Origin of the sequence: Cryptosporangium sp. NPDC048952 (genome assembly GCF_043197895.1) — a bacterium.
Taxonomy (GTDB): domain Bacteria; phylum Actinomycetota; class Actinomycetes; order Mycobacteriales; family Cryptosporangiaceae; genus Cryptosporangium.
In genome coordinates, this window is sequence record NZ_JBICTY010000003.1 from 647,628 (window position 1) to 665,380 (window position 17,753).

The 17,753-nt window shown below is 71.3% G+C and carries 14 protein-coding genes; 10 read left to right on the top strand and 4 right to left on the bottom strand.

The annotated features are described in order from the left end of the window. Positions 1-17 precede the first annotated feature (17 nt). From ACGFY5_RS19045 to ACGFY5_RS19055, 3 genes are all read left to right on the top strand, one after another. Complete coding sequence (locus ACGFY5_RS19045) at positions 18-2,885, top strand: vitamin B12-dependent ribonucleotide reductase (protein WP_392721422.1); 2,868 nt, start codon at positions 18-20, stop codon at positions 2,883-2,885. A gap of 76 nt (positions 2,886-2,961) precedes the next feature. Further along, on the top strand, positions 2,962-3,858 hold the full coding sequence (locus ACGFY5_RS19050; protein WP_392721424.1) for a DUF4184 family protein: 897 nt from the start codon (positions 2,962-2,964) through the stop codon (positions 3,856-3,858). A gap of 43 nt (positions 3,859-3,901) precedes the next feature. Next, positions 3,902-4,618, top strand: a complete 717-nt coding sequence (locus ACGFY5_RS19055; RefSeq protein WP_392721426.1) for an HNH endonuclease family protein — start codon at positions 3,902-3,904, stop codon at positions 4,616-4,618. On the opposite strand, the gene ACGFY5_RS19060 is transcribed toward ACGFY5_RS19055, so the two are convergent. Further along, complete coding sequence (locus ACGFY5_RS19060; protein ID WP_392721428.1) at positions 4,615-6,723, bottom strand: RecQ family ATP-dependent DNA helicase; 2,109 nt, start codon at positions 6,721-6,723, stop codon at positions 4,615-4,617. The genes ACGFY5_RS19055 and ACGFY5_RS19060 overlap by 4 nt on opposite strands. After that, positions 6,724-7,686, bottom strand: a complete 963-nt coding sequence (locus ACGFY5_RS19065; protein ID WP_392722538.1) for a potassium channel family protein — start codon at positions 7,684-7,686, stop codon at positions 6,724-6,726. 399 nt (positions 7,687-8,085) lie between these two features. Here ACGFY5_RS19065 and ACGFY5_RS19070 point away from each other — a divergent pair, with 399 nt between their 5' ends. The 4 genes from ACGFY5_RS19070 (at position 8,086) to ACGFY5_RS19085 (ending at position 11,001) form a co-directional block, all read left to right on the top strand. Then, positions 8,086-8,709, top strand: coding sequence for a hypothetical protein (locus tag ACGFY5_RS19070; RefSeq protein WP_392721429.1), 624 nt, complete (start codon positions 8,086-8,088; stop codon positions 8,707-8,709). 104 nt (positions 8,710-8,813) lie between these two features. Further along, on the top strand, positions 8,814-9,956 hold the full coding sequence (locus tag ACGFY5_RS19075) for a DUF4192 domain-containing protein (protein WP_392721430.1): 1,143 nt from the start codon (positions 8,814-8,816) through the stop codon (positions 9,954-9,956). A 61-nt stretch (positions 9,957-10,017) separates the two neighbouring features. Next, positions 10,018-10,761: a hypothetical protein gene (locus ACGFY5_RS19080; protein WP_392721432.1), complete on the top strand. Its 744-nt coding sequence runs from the start codon at positions 10,018-10,020 to the stop codon at positions 10,759-10,761. A gap of 75 nt (positions 10,762-10,836) precedes the next feature. Then, entirely contained in the window at positions 10,837-11,001 is a 165-nt protein-coding gene (locus ACGFY5_RS19085; protein ID WP_392721434.1) for a hypothetical protein, read from the top strand. A gap of 50 nt (positions 11,002-11,051) precedes the next feature. Here ACGFY5_RS19085 and ACGFY5_RS19090 read toward each other — a convergent pair whose 3' ends face one another. Next, on the bottom strand, positions 11,052-11,708 hold the full coding sequence (locus ACGFY5_RS19090) for an iron dependent repressor, metal binding and dimerization domain protein (protein ID WP_392722539.1): 657 nt from the start codon (positions 11,706-11,708) through the stop codon (positions 11,052-11,054). Between the two features lie 222 nt (positions 11,709-11,930). Between ACGFY5_RS19090 and ACGFY5_RS19095 the strand changes: the two genes are divergently transcribed. Beyond that, positions 11,931-13,145 carry an acetoin utilization protein AcuC gene (locus tag ACGFY5_RS19095; RefSeq protein WP_392721435.1) on the top strand — a complete coding sequence of 405 codons (1,215 nt, stop codon included), beginning with the start codon at positions 11,931-11,933 and terminating at the stop codon, positions 13,143-13,145. Positions 13,146-13,197: 52 nt separating this feature from the next. Then, entirely contained in the window at positions 13,198-15,858 is a 2,661-nt protein-coding gene (locus ACGFY5_RS19100) for a GNAT family N-acetyltransferase (protein ID WP_392721436.1), read from the top strand. A 79-nt stretch (positions 15,859-15,937) separates the two neighbouring features. On the opposite strand, the gene sigB is transcribed toward ACGFY5_RS19100, so the two are convergent. After that, a complete protein-coding gene (gene sigB, locus ACGFY5_RS19105) occupies positions 15,938-17,029 on the bottom strand; it encodes an RNA polymerase sigma factor SigB (protein ID WP_392721437.1) in 1,092 nt (363 codons plus the stop codon). Positions 17,030-17,369: 340 nt separating this feature from the next. Between sigB and ACGFY5_RS19110 the strand changes: the two genes are divergently transcribed. After that, positions 17,370-17,744: a BlaI/MecI/CopY family transcriptional regulator gene (locus ACGFY5_RS19110; protein ID WP_392721440.1), complete on the top strand. Its 375-nt coding sequence runs from the start codon at positions 17,370-17,372 to the stop codon at positions 17,742-17,744. The last annotated feature ends 9 nt before the right edge of the window (positions 17,745-17,753 follow it).

The following is a 17,753-nucleotide window of genomic DNA, read 5'->3' on the forward strand; positions in this document are numbered from 1 at the left end:
AGGGACAGGGGACGCCGATGACAGAGACAGTTGGCTCATCAACAAACGGAGCAGCGCCGGCTCCGCGCGGTCGCAAGGCCGCGTCCAAGCCGGTGGGCCTGACTGTCGAGCGGGTGTTCACCACGGCGGGCGTCCACCCGTACGACGAGGTGACCTGGGAGCGTCGCGACGTCGTCATGACGAACTGGCGCGACGGCAAGGTCAACTTCGAGCAGCGCGGCGTCGAATTCCCTGACTTCTGGTCGCTGAACTCGACGAACATCGTCACCACCCGGTACTTCCGGGGTGCGCTCGGCACGCCGCAGCGCGAGAACAGCCTCCGCCACCTGATCGACCGGGTCGTCCGCGTCTACCGCAAGGCCGGTGTGGACCACGGCTACTTCGCGACGCCGGAGGACGCCGAGATCTTCGAGCACGAGCTCGCCTGGATGCTGCTGCACCAGGTGTTCAGCTTCAACTCGCCGGTCTGGTTCAACGTCGGTACGTCGGCCCCGCAGCAGGTCAGCGCCTGCTTCATCCTCTCGGTCGACGACGAGATGGACTCGATCCTGAACTGGTACCGCGAGGAGGGCCTGATTTTCAAGGGCGGCTCCGGTGCCGGCCTGAACCTCTCCCGCATCCGCTCGTCCAAGGAGCTCCTGGCCAGCGGTGGCACCGCGTCCGGCCCGGTCAGCTTCATGCGTGGCGCCGACGCGAGCGCCGGGACGATCAAGTCCGGTGGCGCCACCCGCCGGGCCGCGAAGATGGTCGTTCTCGACGTCGACCACCCCGACATCGAGGAGTTCATCGACACCAAGGCGCGCGAGGAAGACAAGATCCGCGCGCTGCGCGACGCCGGGTTCGACATGGACCTCGGTGGCCGGGACATCAACAGCGTCCAGTACCAGAACGCCAACAACTCCGTCCGCGTCTCGGACGAGTTCATGAAGGCCGTCGAGGACAAGGGCGAGTTCCACCTGCGGGCCCGCCTGGACGGCTCGGTGATCGACACCGTCGACGCCCAGGGTCTGTTCCGCAAGATCGCCAAGGCCGCGTGGGAGTGCGCCGACCCGGGCATCCAGTACGACGACACGATCAACGACTGGCACACGACGCCGGAGTCGGGTCGCATCACCGCGTCGAACCCGTGCTCGGAGTACATGCACCTGGACAACTCGTCCTGCAACCTGGCGTCGCTGAACCTGATGCGGTTCCTGCGCGCCGACGGCACGTTCGACGGGCCGACGTTCGTCAAGGCCGTCGAGCTGGTCATCACCGCGATGGACATCTCGATCTGCTTCGCGGACTTCCCGACCGAGCCGATCGCCGACACCACGCGGAAGTTCCGCCAGCTGGGCATCGGCTACGCCAACATCGGCGCGCTGCTGATGGCCACCGCGCACGCCTACGACTCCGACGGCGGCCGCTCGCTGGCCGGCGCGATCACGTCGCTGATGACCGGTACCGCCTACCGTCGCTCGGCCGAGCTGGCCGGCATCGTCGGTGCGTACGAGGGCTACGCCCGCAACGAAGAGGGCCACAAGCGGGTCATGCGCAAGCACGCCGCGGCCAACGACGCGGTGCGCCCGGTCGGTGCGGACTCCGGCCGGATCCTCGAGCTGGCCACCGCCGAGTGGCAGAGCGGGCTGAAGATCGGCGAGAAGAACGGCTGGCGCAACGCGCAGGCCTCGGTGCTGGCCCCGACCGGCACCATCGGCCTGATGATGGACTGCGACACCACCGGCATCGAGCCCGACCTGGCCCTGGTCAAGTTCAAGAAGCTCGACGGCGGCGGCTCGATGCAGATCGTCAACCAGACGGTTCCGCAGGCGCTGCGCACGCTCGGCTACCAGGAAGAGCAGATCGAGGCGATCGTCGAGCACATCTCGCAGCACGGCCACGTCGTCGACGCTCCCGGCCTGCGCCGCGAGCACTACGAGGTGTTCGATTGCGCGATGGGCGAGCGCTCGATCCGCCCGATGGGCCACGTCCGGATGATGGCCGCGGTGCAGCCGTTCATCTCCGGTGCGATCTCCAAGACCGTCAACCTGCCGGAGTCGGCGACGATCGAGGACATCGAGAAGGTCTACGCCGAGGGCTGGCGTCTGGGCCTCAAGGCCCTCGCCGTCTACCGCGACAACTGCAAGGTCGGCCAGCCGCTGTCGGTCGGTGGCAAGAAGGCGGACGCGGCGCGTGCCGCCGCTGCCACCACCACTGCTCCGGAGCCGGTCATCGAGTACCGGCCGGTGCGCAAGCGCCTGCCCAAGACCCGTCCGAGCACGACGACGTCGTTCTCCGTGGCCGGCGCCGAGGGTTACCTGACCGCGTCGCGGTACCCCGACGACGGTGTCGGCGAGGTCTTCCTCAAGCTCGGCAAGCAGGGTTCGACGCTGGCCGGGATCATGGACGCGTTCTCGGTGGCCATCTCGGTGGCGCTGCAGTACGGCGTCCCGCTGGAGCAGTACGTCGAGAAATTCCGCAACATGCGGTTCGAGCCGGCCGGTATGACCGACGACCCGGACATCCGGATCGCCAGCTCGGTGATCGACTACATCTTCCGGCGGCTGGCGCTCGACCACCTGCCGAAGGAGACCCGCGCCGAGATGGGGATCCTGACGAACGCCGAGCGGGCCGCTGAGCTCGACGGGCCGGCGAGCGAAGACGTGGACATCGCCGGCATGGCGGTGTCGGCTCCGCGTGAGCACGACCCGGCGCCGAACCCGGCACCGGCTCCGGCGCCCGCGCAGCGGGACGTCACCACCGCGCACTCGTCCACCGAGCTGCTCGAGCTGGTGCAGGGGATGGCCGCGGACGCGCCGCTGTGCCTGACCTGCGGTACGAAGATGCGGCCGGCTGGTTCGTGCTTCGTGTGTGAGGGCTGCGGCAGCACGTCCGGCTGCAGCTGAGTGATCTGAACGCGGCTCCGGGGGTGTTTTCCGCCCCCGGAGCCGTTTTCTTGCTCCCAGTAGCAACACTGGGCACATGCCTCTGACGTACGTGTCACACCAAGTGCCCGCGCTGGCGGCGAAGCTGGCGCGGCCGGACTGGTTCGACGGCACCGCGCTGGCGTTGGGTTCGATGTCGCCGGACTGGCCGTTCGCGCTGGCCGGAACGCGGTGGGAGGTCAACGCGCACAACACGCGCGGTGTGCTGCTGCTGTGCGTGCCGGCGTCGGTCGTCGCTGCGGTGGCCGCTCGGCGCCTGGCGTTCGCGGCGTCGTACCTGCCGGAGTTCCCGGGGATGCCGTTGCGTCGGCTCGCGTTGCTGGACTCGCGTCGGCCGTCGCCGGTGGTGACCGTGCTGAGTGCGCTCGCTGGGGCGTGGAGTCACGTGGCCTGGGATTCGTTCACCCATGACGGGCGGTGGGGTGCGCGGCACGTGCCGTGGCTCGCCGGGCGGCACCACGTGGGTGGGCGGCCGGTGAGCGGGGCGGTGCTGGCTCAGCACACCAGCACGGTGGTGGGTGGCGTCGTCGGGCTCGTGTTGTTGTCGCGGGTGCTGCGAGAGGTACCCGACTGGGTCGACACCAAGCCACCGGGCTGGTCCCGCCAGCGTCCGGCTGCCGCCGCGACCGCGACCGCGGGTGCGGCTCGCGCGACCGCGGGTACGGTCCGCGCTGCGCCGACCACGGCCGAGCTGGCGCGTGCCGCGCGGGCGGCGGTGGAGCCGGGGGAGGGCGTGCCGCCCGGGCAGAAGCGGTTCTGGGCGTCGGTCGCCGCGGGCACCGCCGCCGGCGCCGTCTGGGGCTCCCGGGGTGGCTGGGACGGTCGCTTCAACCTCGCGGTCCTCGTCATCCGTACCAGTTTCGGAACGGCTGCCGGAGCGGTCGCCGGTGCGCTGGTCGCGCGCCGTAAGCTGCGCGGAGCAACCAGCGTTTGACCGTCGGGTGAGGACCTCGCGGCGTCACGGTGAGAGGTGCTCCATGAAGAAGATCTTGCTCGCGGCGTCCACGGTGGCGGTTCTGCTCACCGGCACCGGCTGCGGCGAGATCAGCGTGGTCAGCCCGACCGCGACGGGAACCGCCGACACCTCCGTCGTCGCCGATCCGGGCAGCGTCGCGGACCCGTCGGCCGCGTCGATCTCACAGGCCCGCAGCACGTTAGGGAAACTGCGGGTCACGACGATCCCCGGCAAGGACGCGAGCTACGAGCGCGACAAGTTCGGCGACGCGTGGAGCGACGCGGCGAAGGGCGTGAAGTTCGGCGGCAACGGCTGCGACACCCGCAACGACATCCTCCGCCGGGACGCCAAGCCCGGCACCGTGCGCACGAAATCGGGCACCACGGGCTGCAAGGTGACGGGCGGCACCTGGGTCTCCCCGTACAACGGCGGCACGTACAAGAGCACCAAGAAGATTCAGATCGACCACATCGTCCCGCTGGCACGCGCCTGGGCGTCCGGAGCGAAGAGGTGGTCGGCGGCGCGCCGGTTGGCGTTCGCGAACGACCCCGACAACCTCGTCGCCGTCGACGGATCCTCGAACCAGTCGAAGAGCGACAAGGGACCGTCGGCGTGGCGTCCGGCCAAGCAGTACCAGTGCGTCTACGCGGTGCGGTACGTCAAGTCGCTGTCGAAGTACGAGCTGCCGATCACGTCCACCGACAAGTCGGCGCTCAAGTCCATGCTGGACGGCTGTTAGCTCTCGGCCGCCAGCACGAACGGATACACGGCCTCGGCGCCGGCCCGACGCAGGGCCCGCGCCGCCACCGTGAGCGTCCAGCCGGTGTTGACCCGGTCGTCGACCAGCAGGACCGTGCGGCCCGCGACCGCTGACGCGTCGTCCAGCACGTACCGGTCGGCGACCGCCCGGAGACGCTGCGCGGAGTTCATCGCGCCTTCGCCGGTGCCGGCCGGACCCACGATGTCGAACCGCGTCAGCACGGGGATCTTCGCGTACCGCGACAGCCCGTTGGCGATGTGCGCGACGAGCGTCGGGTGGCTCAGGGAATCCAGGTACACGATCCCGTCGGGACGCGTCCCGAACCGCCATGCGTCGAAGACCTGCACCAGCGCATGCCGCAGCGGCACCGGCAGCTCGCCGTCGGGCGTCTCGGGTCGGAACAGTTCCCGCAGCTGGTTGCCCCAGCCGAGGTCGGTGAGCCGGGCGATCGAACGGCCCGGCTCGGCCTGCTCCTCCTTGGCGATCTTGCCCTTCAGCTCGACGCCCATCGACCCCATGCCAGTGGGCCACATGCGCCGCGTCTCCACCGGGACGCCCGGCCGCTGCAGCCGGTCGGTGGCCGCGGCGAGGCTCGCCTGATCGGTGGCCGCGGAGAGCTTCAGGCCGCCGCAGTTGTCGCACCGCCCGCACGGCTCGGCGTCCGCGTCGTCGAGTGCGCGCCGCAGGTACCGCATCCGGCATTCGTCGGTGGTGAGGTAGTCGAGCATCGCCTGCTGCTCGGTGCGGCGGGTGGCGCTCACCCGCGCGTACCGCTCGGCGTCGTAGCTCCAGTCCTGGCCCGTCGACGTCCAGCCGCCCTTCACCCGGCGGACGGCACCGTCGACGTCGAGGACCTTGAGCATCATCTCCAACCGCGTCCGGCGCAGCGGCACGAACGTCTCCAGTACCGCGGTGGACAGCGGACGGTCCTGCTCGGCGAGCACCCGCAGGGTTTCGCGCACCTCGTGCTCGGGCGGGAACGCCAGCGAGCCGAAGTAGTCCCAGACGTCACGGTCCTCCCGGCCGGGGAGCAGCACGACGGTGGCCCGATCGGTGGCGCGCCCGGCACGTCCGACCTGCTGGTAGTACGCGATCGGCGACGCCGGCGCACCGAGGTTCACGACCCAGCCCAGATCGCCCTTGTCGAAGCCCATGCCGAGCGCCGACGTCGCGACCAGCGCCTTGACCCGGTTGTGCAGGAGGTCGTCCTCGGCGGCAAGGCGTTCGGTCTGCTCGGTCTGGCCGGAGTAGGCGGCCACCGGGTAGCCGCGGTCCCGCAAGTAGTCGGCGACGTCCTGAGTGGCCGCCACCGTGAGGCAGTAGATGATGCCGGAACCCTCGAGCTCCTCGAGGTGATCGGCGAGCCACGCCAGCCGCGACGCCTGGTCGGGCAGCGCGACGACACCGAGGTGCAGCGACGACCGGTCGAGGGTGCCCCGGAGGACCAGCACGTCCTCGAGCGTGCGTTCCCCGGTGACCGACAGCTGCTCCGCGACGTCCCGGGTGACCCGCTCGTTCGCGGTGGCGGTGGTGGCCAGGACCGGGATGCCGGCGGGCAGATCGGCCAGCATCGTCCGGATCCGGCGGTAGTCGGGGCGGAAGTCGTGGCCCCAGTCGGAAATGCAGTGCGCCTCGTCGATGACCAGCAGACCGGCACCGGCGGCGAGCTGGGGGAGCACCTCGTCGCGGAACTCCGGATTGTTCAGCCGCTCCGGGGAGACCAGCAGGACGTCGACCTCGCCGTTCGCGATCGACGCGTAGATCTGCTTCCAGTCGTCCGCGTTCGTCGAATTGACCGTCGTCGCCTTCACGCCCGCCCTGGCCGCCGCGGCGATCTGGTTGCGCATCAGCGCGAGGAGCGGCGAGACGATCACCGTGGGGCCGGCGCCGTCGGCACGCAGCAGCGCGGTGGCGACGAAGTACACCGCCGACTTGCCCCACCCCGTCCGTTGGACGACCAGCGCACGCCGCCGATCGGCGACCAGGGCCTCGATCGCGGTCCACTGGTCGTCGCGCAGGGTGGCGTCGGGGCTGCCGACGAGGGCCTGGAGGTGCTGTTCGGCGCGGGCGCGGAGGTCGGACATCTATTCGGCCGAGACGCTGTTCGCCGGCCGGTCGTCCCGGATGTAGACGAGAAGGTCGCCGGTCTCGAGCTTGTTGGTCTCCGGCTCGGCCAGCGGCACCACCCGGCCACGCCGCACCACCGCGATCACGACGTCGTCGAACGTCCGCGGCGACTTGCCCACCTCGTCGCGCACCACCGACCGGCACGCGAACGCCATGCCGTGGCCCGGCGTCAGCAGGTCTTCGACCACGTCGATGACCGGCGGGTCGGTGGTCGCCAGGCCGAGCAACCGCCCCGCCGTCGCCGACGACACGACGACCTGGTGGGCGCCGCTCTGCCGCAGCAGCGGCGCGTTCTCGGCCTCCCTGGCCGTCGTGACGATGCGCACCTGGCCGTTCGTCAGCTGGCGCGCGGTCAGCGTCGTCAGGACCGCCGCGTCGTCCGCGTCGGGGGCGACGATGATCGCGGTGGCCCGGTCGACGTGTGCCTGCGCGAGTACCGCCGACCTGCCGGACGACCCCTCGACGACCGCGAGGCCCGCGTTGACGGCCTGCTGCGCGACCCGGTGGTCACGCTCGACGATGACGATCTTGTCCCGCGGGACACCGTTCTCCAGCAGCGCGTCGACCGCGCTCCGGCCCTTGGTGCCGTACCCGCACACTACGTAGTGGTCCTTCACGTGCTTCCTCCACCGCTCCCGCTGGAATTGTCCGCGGTACTGCTCGGTCAGCACCTCGAGAGTGGTACCGACCAGGATGATCAGGAACAGGACCCGCGCCGGAGTGATGAACAGCACGTTCACCAATCGCGCGGAGGGTGATGCGGGAGCGATGTCGCCGTAGCCGGTCGTCGAGAGCGTCACCACCGAGTAGTACGCCGCGTCGAGCAGGCTCAACGGGCTGCCGGTGTTGTCGTGGTAACCGTCGCGGTCGAGGTAGACCATGGCCACCGTGAGCAGCACCAACGACAAGGCCGCCAGCATTCGGAGCCCCAGCGCGCGCAGCGGCGAGGACCGGCGTTGGGGTAGCCAGACCGAGGCCCGCGGCAGTGCGGTCGGGGTGGGTCGCGTCACGATCTCCAGACGGTACTGGCAAGCGGCAACGGTGGCATCGCGGACTCGCTACCTGTGGATAAAGCAAAGGCCGCCCCTGGTGGGGGACGGCCTTTGAGTAGTGCGCCGACCCGCCGGGTCGCCTCTCGGCGGAAGGTCGCTCGCAGCGACTTAGTTGGGACCGGGGGCCTGGATCGGACCGGCGCACTGAACACCAGGGTACAAGGTCGCCCGGGATTCCAGTTGCCGTCGGATCGTCCAGAGGTGCCGCGTGTCGGCCCGGTCGTGCTTACGCTGGAAGACGATTGTTGAGTTCAGGAGGCCGCCTTCGTGTCCGAACCGCCCCGTCACCATCGCCCGATCGTCGCCGCCGACCTGGAGCGGCTCGTCGCCGGCTCGATCGCGAACGAGCCGTCCGCCCGGATGGAGCTGGCGCACGCCACCGCCGCGGCGCTGGTCTCGGTCGGTCGTGACACGGCGGACGACGACGAGCCCACGGACCGGCTGGTGCGCCTGGCCGACACCGTCGGGCTGGACACCCTGGCCGAGCTCTGGCGCGGTGCACCGCCGGACTCGCTGCCCGGCGCGCTCTGGGCGCTGTACCTGCTGCGTACGTGGTGCACGGAGAACGGGTCCGAGGTGGCGCGCCTCTACCGCACCGGGCGGTCGCTCGCGCCGGTCGACGAGGTCGTCGCGGGGGTCCGTGACGACGCGGACCCCAACGCGATCGCGACCGTGGCCGACGACGTGCTGAACGGGCTCTACCAGGGCGATCTGGGCGTCGCGCTCGAACGCGGCGCCGCGTTCTTCCGGGTGGTCGCCGCCGGGCGGGACTTCCTCGCGGCCGAGGGTCCGGAGGGCGACGCCGAACGGGACCGGGCGGGGCGCAACCGTGCCTGCGCCGACGGTCTCGGCCGCGCCGCCGACGCCTGGCGGGCCGGCGCGCTCCCGTAGCGAACCGGTCGGGCGCGTGCCGCTGTCCCCAGCGGCCGGGGTTGTCCCCAGGCGCCCGCGGAGGCCGTGGTGGGGCGCCGGCCCGGCCGCGAGGCTGCTCGTCCATGACGACGACACAGCCCACGGTGCGGTTGACCACCCCGCCGGAGATCGTCCGCGCGATCCCCTCGCTGCTCGGGTTCCACCCGCGGTCCAGCCTGGTCGTGCTCGGCCTCGCGGGCCGGCGTCTGCGCCTGCGGATGACCATGCGGGTCGATCTGCCCCCGCCCGGTCTGGAGGCCGTGGTCGCGGAGCAGGTCGCTGCCCGGCTGAGCGCCGAGGACGTGTGCGCCTGCGTCGTGGTGCTGTTCACCGCCGATTTCGACGTCAGTCAGGACGTCGAGCCCGCCCGTGCCCGTGGGCACCTCCCCGGAGCGGCAGCGGCGTACGCGGCCCAGAAGGCGCTACGCGGAGCCGGGCTCGAGGTGCGCGAACTGCTGCGTGCCGAGAGCGGGCGCTGGTGGTCCTACTCGTGCGACGGGCCGTGCTGTCCGCCCGACGGGTTGGGGGTGGAGGAGGGCCCCGCGACGCTGCTGGACGTGCTGCGGGTGGCGTCGGGGCGCCCGGTCTTCGCCGACCGGTCGCAGCTGGTGGCGTCGGTCGAGCGGGATCCGGACGAGCCCACCGAGGCGTTGCTGGTCGCGATCCGGGAACGGGAGTACGCGCTGGCGGGTGTGCCGCCCGGTCGGCGGGCGGCCCGCGACCTCACCGATCTGCACACGCTGCTGCGCCGCGGGTCCGAAGTGGCCCCCGCTGATTCGACGCCAGCCGATTCGACGCCAGCTGATTCGACGCCGGACGATTCGGCGCGGGCGTACAGCGATCGGACGATCGCGTTCGTCGCCGTGGCGCTCACCCACCTGGCCGTGCGGGACGCGTCGTTCGCCTGGACCAGCGGTCCGCTCGCGGACACCGCCGTCTCGCTCTGGGGTCAAATCGTGCGGCGGGTGCCCGCGCCGTACGCCGCCGGCCCGGCCACGTTGCTTGCGGTGAGCGCCTATCGTCGGGGCGACGGAGCCCTCGCCGACGCGTGCTTACGGCGGGCACTGGACGACGATCCCGACTACCGGATGGCCGGTCTCGTGCTCACCAGTCTGAAGAGCGGCTTCCGGCCGACGGACGTGGAGTCGGCGCTCGGCCTGGACGGTGCGGGTTCCGGGTCGGCACGTTCCGCCCCGAGCCCGGACGGCGGTGCGGATGCGCGATGATGGCCGCCGAACGAGCGCGGGGTCGTGCGCCCGCGCAGGTAGGAGCCGGAGGATTGTGCCAATGCGTCCCCGTAGTGCCGGGCGTCTCCGTAAGGCCGGGCGTCCCCGTGGTGCTGGGCGTCCCCGTGGTGCTGGGCGTCCCCGTACGACCGGGCAGCCCCGGACCGATCGGAGGCTCGTCCGGGTCGCCGGCCTCGTTCTGGCGCTCGGCGGGCTGCTGACGTCGGCGGCCTGCAGCGGCGACAAGGACGGGGGCGAGCCGTCGTCGGCCAAGTCCGAGGCGTCAGCTCCGAGCGTGTCCGAGCCCACTGCGGCCTCTCCCTCGGCGTCCCCCTCGCCGTCGGTTCCGCCGCCGAGTCTGCCGCCGGCGGCCGCAGCCGGAGGCCTGTGCGAGTCGGTGACGTTCACCGAGGTCCGCCAGGCGCTCGGGCTCACGTTCCAGATCGCGGCCGCGAGCGGGAAGTCCGGCTCGGCCCGCACGTGCGTGCTGACGCCGCTGGAGGCCGCGCTGCCCGACCTGACGTTCGTCGCCACGCCGCTGGGCGACGACGAGGTGAGCGCGGAGGACTACGGAAAGGACTTCGTGCCCGACAACACCAGCGAGCTCGAGGGCCTCGGCCGCGCCGCGTACCAGCAGCTGGTCGCCGCGACCGGCTCGGCGGGCCCGGTGGCGAAGATCGGCTGGCTCGGCGACGAGAACGTGTACACGCTCTCGCTGGCCACCGAGCAGGGCACCGGCAGCACCGAGGCGAAGGGGTATCTCCCGAAGCTCCAGGCGCTGGCTCCCAAGATCATCCCCAGCTGATGCGCGAGTGGCGTATGTGAGCTCCGGCGCTGGGTATGTCGGCGGTTCCAACGCCGTCGAACAGGGGCTTTCGCCATGCCGGACAACGAGCTACGCACGGACGACCTCGACGACACCGTCGAGGTCGACCCGGACAACCAGGCCGACGTCGCCGAGGAGTACGCGGAGAACGCCGGCATCGACCCGACCCCGCACGAGGTCGAGGAGTACGTGGCCCTCCAGGACTCCGAGCCCTCCTGAACACGACGAAGCCCCCGGCCACCGGCCGGGGGCTTCGCGACGAACGGAGCTCAGGAGGAAGAGACGAAAACCAGGTTGGCCAGGCTGCGGGGGATCTTCACGGTGGTGTCGCCGTGGGTCAGCGTCACATCGCGGTCGGACCGGTCGACCATGACCGAGACGCCGGGCTCGACGCCCGCCGAGTGCAGGTCGTGGATCAGGTTCGTGTCGCTCTGCAACTGCTCCGAGAGCCGCTCGATCACGACCTCGTCACCCGTCGGCGCCGACGCCAGCGTGACCTCGCCCGTGGGGGCGAGCGGGGTGTCGACGATGTTGGTGTCGAGCTCGGCGAGCCCGGGGATGCGGTTGCCGTACGGGGAGACGCGCGGGCGGCCGAGCAGCTGGTAGACCTTCTGCTCCACCTCGGCGCTCATGACGTGCTCCCACCGACAGGCTTCGGAGTGCGCAGCCTCGTACTCCAGCCCGATCACGTTGACGAGCAACAGCTCGGCCAACCGGTGCTTGCGCATCACGGACACGGCGCGGTGCCGGCCGAGATCGGTCAATTCCAGGTGCCGGTCGCCCTGCACCGTGAGGAGGCCGTCACGCTCCATCCGCGCGACAGTCTGGCTCACCGTCGGCCCGCTCTGGTGCAGGCGTTCAGCGATGCGCGCGCGCAGCGGCGTGATCCCTTCCTCCTCCAACTCGAGGATGGTGCGCAGGTACATCTCCGTGGTGTCGATCAGGTCACTCACGTCCGCCGCCTCGCTTCTTTCACCGCTGCCCAGGTACCGAGGAGCTCACCGGTACGGGCCGGCAAGGCATGGGCTTCACTATGCCGAAAGCATACCCTGCTCTGCCATTTTCTTGAACCATTCAAGATTTGGTGGAAGACGCCGGGTTGTGGACAGCCCGTCCGCCCGCACGCCGCGCGTGATGAGATGGGAAGCGTGACGTCGGACCACCAGATCAACGCGCAGACTCAGGCCGCTCCGGTCACCGTGCTGTGGGATCCGGCGGTGGCCTCCTACAACTTCGGAGACCATCCGCTCGACCCGGTGCGGGTGGAGCTGACGATCGCGCTCGCCCGCGATCTCGGCGTCCTCGACCGCCCGAACGTGTCGGTGATCGCCGCGCCCCCGGCCGATCGAGACACGCTGCGCCTGGTCCACCAGGACGCGTACCTCCACGCCGTCCAGGCCGCGCCGCACGACCCGTTCTTCCGCGGGTGGGGGCTGAACACGTCCGACAATCCGCTGTTCGAGGGCATGCACGAGGCGGCGGCGCTGATCACCGGCATGAGCGTGCGCGCGGCCGAGGCGGTGTGGCGGGGGGAGGCCCTGCACGCGATCAACGTGTCCGGCGGCCTGCACCACGCGATGCCCGATCGGGCGAGCGGCTTCTGCGTCTACAACGACCCGGCCATCGCGATCGCGCGGATGCTCGAGCTCGGCGCCGAGCGCGTGGCCTACGTCGACATCGACGTGCACCACGGCGACGGCGTGCAGGCGGTCTTCTGGAACGACCCGCGCGTGCTCACCGTGAGCCTGCACGAGTCGCCGGTGTCGCTGTTCCCGGGCACCGGCTTCCCCACCGAGGTCGGCGGGCCCGGCGCAGAAGGTGCCGCGGTGAACGTCGCGCTCCCGGCCGGCACCGGTGACGCGGGCTGGCTGCGGGCGTTCCACGCGGTCGTGCCGTCGGTCGTGCGCGCGTTCCGGCCGCAGGTGCTGGTGAGCCAGTGCGGGTGCGATTCGCACTACCGCGACCCGCTCGCGAACCTCATGCTCTCGGTCGAGGGGCAGCGCGCGGCACAGCTGGAGATGCGGCGGCTCGCGCACGAACTCACCGGCGGGCGCTGGGTGGTGTTCGGTGGCGGCGGCTACGGCCTGGTCGACGTCGTTCCGCGCACCTGGTCGCACCTGCTGGCGAGCGCCACGGGTGAGCCGATGAGCACGGCGCGGGCCACGCCCGACACGTGGCGGGGCTTCGCCTCGTCGAAGCGTCCGGCCGCGAAGGTCCCCACCGTGATGGGCGACGGCGCCGACGCGTCGTTCCAGCCATGGGATCCGGGGTCGCGCACCGACCCGGTCGACCGCGCGATCCTGGCCACCCGCCGGGCGGTGTTCCCCCTGCACGGTCTCGACCCCGACGACCCGCGCGACTGACGTGTCCGCCGACCCGCCCGACGGCGCGCCGCAGCCCGCTGAGCAGAGCACCGTGGCGCACGATGAGGCGGTGGACAAGCCCTATCCGGAGCACCGGCAGGCCGACGTCGTGCTGTCGGACGGCGGCACCGTGCACATCCGGCCGATCCGGCCGGAGGACGCCGACGGGATCGTGGCGCTGCACTCGCGGTTCTCCGACCGCACGCGCTACCTGCGCTACTTCTCGCCGTATCCGCGCATTCCGCCGCGTGACCTGAAGCGCTTCACCGAGGTCGACCACGCCGGCCGCGAGGCACTCGTCGCCGTGCTCGGCAGCGACCTCATCGCGGTCGGCCGCTACGAGCAACTGTCCGAACCCGACACCGCCGAGGTCGCGTTCGTCGTCGAGGACGCCCATCAGGGCCGAGGCATCGCCTCGGTGATGCTCGAGCACCTCGCCGAAGCCGCCCGCGAAGAGGGCATCACGCGGTTCGTCGCCGAGATCCTGCCGCAGAACGGCGCGATGATCCGCGTGTTCACCGACGCCGGCTACGACGTCGACCGCAGCTTCGCCGACGGGGTCGTCCACCTGACGTTCGACACTCGCGAGACGCCGCAGGTCCTCGAGGTGCTGCACGACCGCGAGCGCCGCACCGAGGCCCGCTCGATCCGCCGCCTGATGAACCCGTCGGCGGTCGCGGTGATCGGTGTGAGTCGCACGGACGGCGGAATGGGCCGCGCGGTCTTCGACAACATCCGCGAGGCAGGCTTCACCGGCCAGTTGCACCCGGTCAACCCGAGTGCGCCCGAGATCGACGGTGTCCCGTCGTTCGCGTCGGTCCGCGACATCCCCGGCCAGGTCGACCTCGCGGTCATCGCCGTGCCGGCCGCGAGCGTCCAGGCCGTCGTCGAGGACTGTGCCGCCAGGCAGGTCGCCGGCCTGGTCATCCTCACCAGTGGATTCGCCGAGACCGGCGAGGAAGGGGCCCGCGCGCAGGCCCGTCTCGTCGAGATGGCGCGGATCAACGGCATGCGGGTGATCGGCCCGAACTGCTTCGGGCTGGCCAACACCGATCCGGCGGTGTCGCTCAACGCCACGCTCGCCCCGCACGTCCCGGGCCGGGGCCGGGTCGGGTTCTTCACCCAGTCCGGGGCGCTCGGCATCGCGCTGCTCGCCGAGGTCGACCGCCGCGGCCTGGGCATCTCGACGTTCGCGTCGGCAGGCAACCGCGCCGACGTGTCCGGCAACGACCTGCTCCAGTACTGGCGCGACGACCCGGCGACCGACGTCGTCATGATGTACCTGGAGACCTTCGGGAACCCCCGCAAGTTCACCCGGGTGGCGCGCGGGCTGGCCCGGCGCAAGCCGGTCGTCGTGCTCAAGAGCCGTGGCGTGACGCCGGGGCTCACCGGCGGGCCGGGGGAGCGCGGGCTGCAGGCGCTGTACCGGGCGTCCGGCGTCATCCGGGCCGAGGCGCTGGGCGAGATGTTCAACATCGGCCAGCTGCTGGCGTACCAGCCGCTGCCCACCGGCCGCCGTACCGCGGTGATCGGGAACTCCGCGGTGCTGGTCGCGCTGGCCACGGACGCGTGCGAGGCGAACCGCCTCGAGGTTCCGCTCGACTGGCGCGTCGACGTCGGCCCGAACGTCACGCCCGACGAACTGCGCGACGCCCTGCGCTCCGCGGTCGCCGCGACCGGGATCGACGCGGTGCTCGTCGTGTTCGTGCCCGCGCTGGCAGTGCCCGAGTCGGCATACGCCGACGTCCTGCGTGAGGTCGGCGCCGATGCGCGGATCCCGGTGATCGCGTCGTTCCTCGCCGCCAACGGCATGCCCGAACGTCTGCGTCGGGTGGACCCCGAGCAAGCCGCGATCGCGCGGGGCTCAGTGCCGTCGTACGCGACGCCGGAGGCCGCGGCACGCACGCTCGGCAAGGTCGCGACGTACGCGGAGTGGCGCAGCACGCCGGCGGGTCTGCTGCCGTCGCTGGCCGACGTCGACCCCGGACGTGCCCGGACGATCGTCGGGCGCACGCTCGACAAGCACCCCGAGGGCGTCGACCTGGAGGACAACGAGGCGGCGGAGCTGCTCGCCGCGTACGGCGTCACGGTGTGGCCGAGCCACCGGGTGGTCGGGGCCGACGCGGTGGTGGCCGCCGCGTCCGAGCTCGGGTACCCGGTCGCGGTGAAGGCCGCCGACGAGACGCTGCGGCACCGTGCGGATCTCGGCACGGTCCGGCTCGACGTGGACTCGCCCCGGGACGCCCGGGCGGCGTACCACGGCATCGCGGCGGCGTCGGGAAACCCGAACCCCACGGTGCTGGTGCAGCGGATGGCGCGGGGCGGTGTGGTGTGTGTCGCCGAGGTCGTGCAGGACACGGCGTTCGGGCCGGTCGTCGGGTTCGGCCTGGGCGGTATCGCCACCGAGCTGATCGGCGACCGCGCGTGGCGGGCCGCACCGCTCACCGACCGGGACGCCGCCGACCTGCTCCGTGAGCCGCTCGCGTCGCCGATGCTGTTCGGCTACCGGGGTGCGCGGCCGGTGGACGCGGCGGCCTGCGAGGACCTGCTGCTGCGGGTCGGCGCACTCGCCGACGAACTGCCGGCCCTCCGCGCGCTGACGCTCAACCCGGTCCTCGCCTCGCCGGAGGGCATCACCGTCCTGCACGCCACCGTGCGCATCGAACGCCCCGCCGCCCCCCGCCTCGACGAGGGCGCCCGCCGCCTCCGCTGACGCGCCGAGCCGACTCGGCACGCGTCAGCACGAAAGCGGCCGGCCCCCGAGGGGACCGGCCGCCGATGGTGGGAAAGCGTCAGCTGACGTAGGCGCGCAGGGGCTCCGCCCGCAGGGGGTCGCGGAGCTTCGCCATCGTGCCCTTCTCGATCTGGCGGATGCGCTCACGCGAGAGGCCGAAGTCGCGGCCGATCTCGTCGAGCGTGCGCTGGCGGCCGTCGTCGAGGCCGAAGCGCAGGCGGATGACCTCGCGCTCGCGGTCGGACAGCGTCGCCAGGACCTTGTTGACCTCGGCCTTGAGCAGCCCGTACGAGACGTTGTCGACGGGGCTCATCGGGTCGGTGTCCGCGATGAAGTCGCCCAGCTGGCTCTCGCCGTCGTCGCCGACGGTCTGGTCCAGGCTGACCGGCTCGCGGTCGTAGCCGAGGAGCTCGACGACGCGGAACGGCTCGATGCCCAGCTCGGTGGCCAGTTCGGCCGGCGAAGGCTCGCGGCCCAGCTGGATCGAGAGGTCACGGCGGGCCCGCACCAGCCGGTTGATCTGCTCCACGAGGTGAACGGGGAGGCGGATCGTGCGGGACTGGTCGGCCATCGCCCGGGTGATCGCCTGGCGGATCCACCAGGTGGCGTAGGTCGAGAACTTGAAGCCCTTGGTGTAGTCGAACTTCTCGACCGCCCGGATGAGCCCCAGGTTGCCTTCCTGGATCAGGTCCAGCAGCGACATGCCCCGGCCGGTGTAGCGCTTGGCCACGCTGACCACGAGGCGGAGGTTCGCCTCCAGCAGGTGGTTCTTCGCGGCGACGCCGTCCCGGGCGACCTCGTCCAAATCGCGGCGGTAGTCGTCGTCGAGAGAGGCGTCAGCCAGCGCCTGGCCGGCGAAGAGACCCGCCTCGATGCGCTTCGCGAGGTCGACCTCCTCGACCGCGGTCAGCAGCTTGGTCTTGCCGATCCCGTTGAGGTAGGCCCGGACCAGGTCGGCAGAGACCCCACGTCCGGACTCGTCCCCGCGACCGCGCGGCTTCCGCGGGGTCTCGGGCTCGTCCTCGGTCCCGTCGATGCGGGATTGCGAGACAGCGTCGTCGCTACGGGGGACATCGGCGTTGTCGGCGTCGACATCACCAGGCACGAGGTACACGTCGAACGCTTCCTCGAACATGAGCGGAACGGACACCCGGCTCGCCTCCTTGTGCCGCGGGAGAGGTGGACGCCCCCGCGTACCGTCTGTCGTGGAAACCAGAGTCCCGCCCGCGCCGTGAAGGCGATGTAAGGCAGATGTGAGATCCGTGTGAGGTGGACGCTTCCGCAGGCCAGGGCAACTGCGATGACCTGCCGCTACATGTGTGAACGCCCCGCCACGCCCCGGGTCGACGATTACTGTCGGCTACCCGACACCGATTGCGGGAACTCACCTGAGCCACCGGACAGAGCGGTCCGTTCGGACGATTCCTCGTTCGCTTTCTACATTCCGTAGACTGGAGGTCGCGTCCGTCGCGGCGGAAGGAGAACCCCCCATGGCCCGGTTGGGCGAGCTCGAGCGTGCGGTGATGGAGGTCCTCTGGTCCGCCGACGCTCCCAGAACTGCCCGTGAAGTCGCTGACTCACTGGCGAACCGTGAGTTGGCGAAAACCACGGTGCTCACCGTGCTGTCCCGGCTCGAGTCCAAGGGCAGAGTGGAACGCTGCCGTGACCGGTGGGCCCACACCTACACGCCCACCGCCACCCGCGAGGACTACATCGCCGAGTTGATGGACGAGGCGCTCGGCGACGCCTCCGACCGCACCGCCGCGCTGGTCCGGTTCGCCGGTCGGGTGAGCCCGGAGGAGGCCGAAGCCCTCTCCGGGGCTCTCGATCAGGCGCTACGCCGGGCGGGCAAGGCCTCGGCCTAGGCCCGCGTC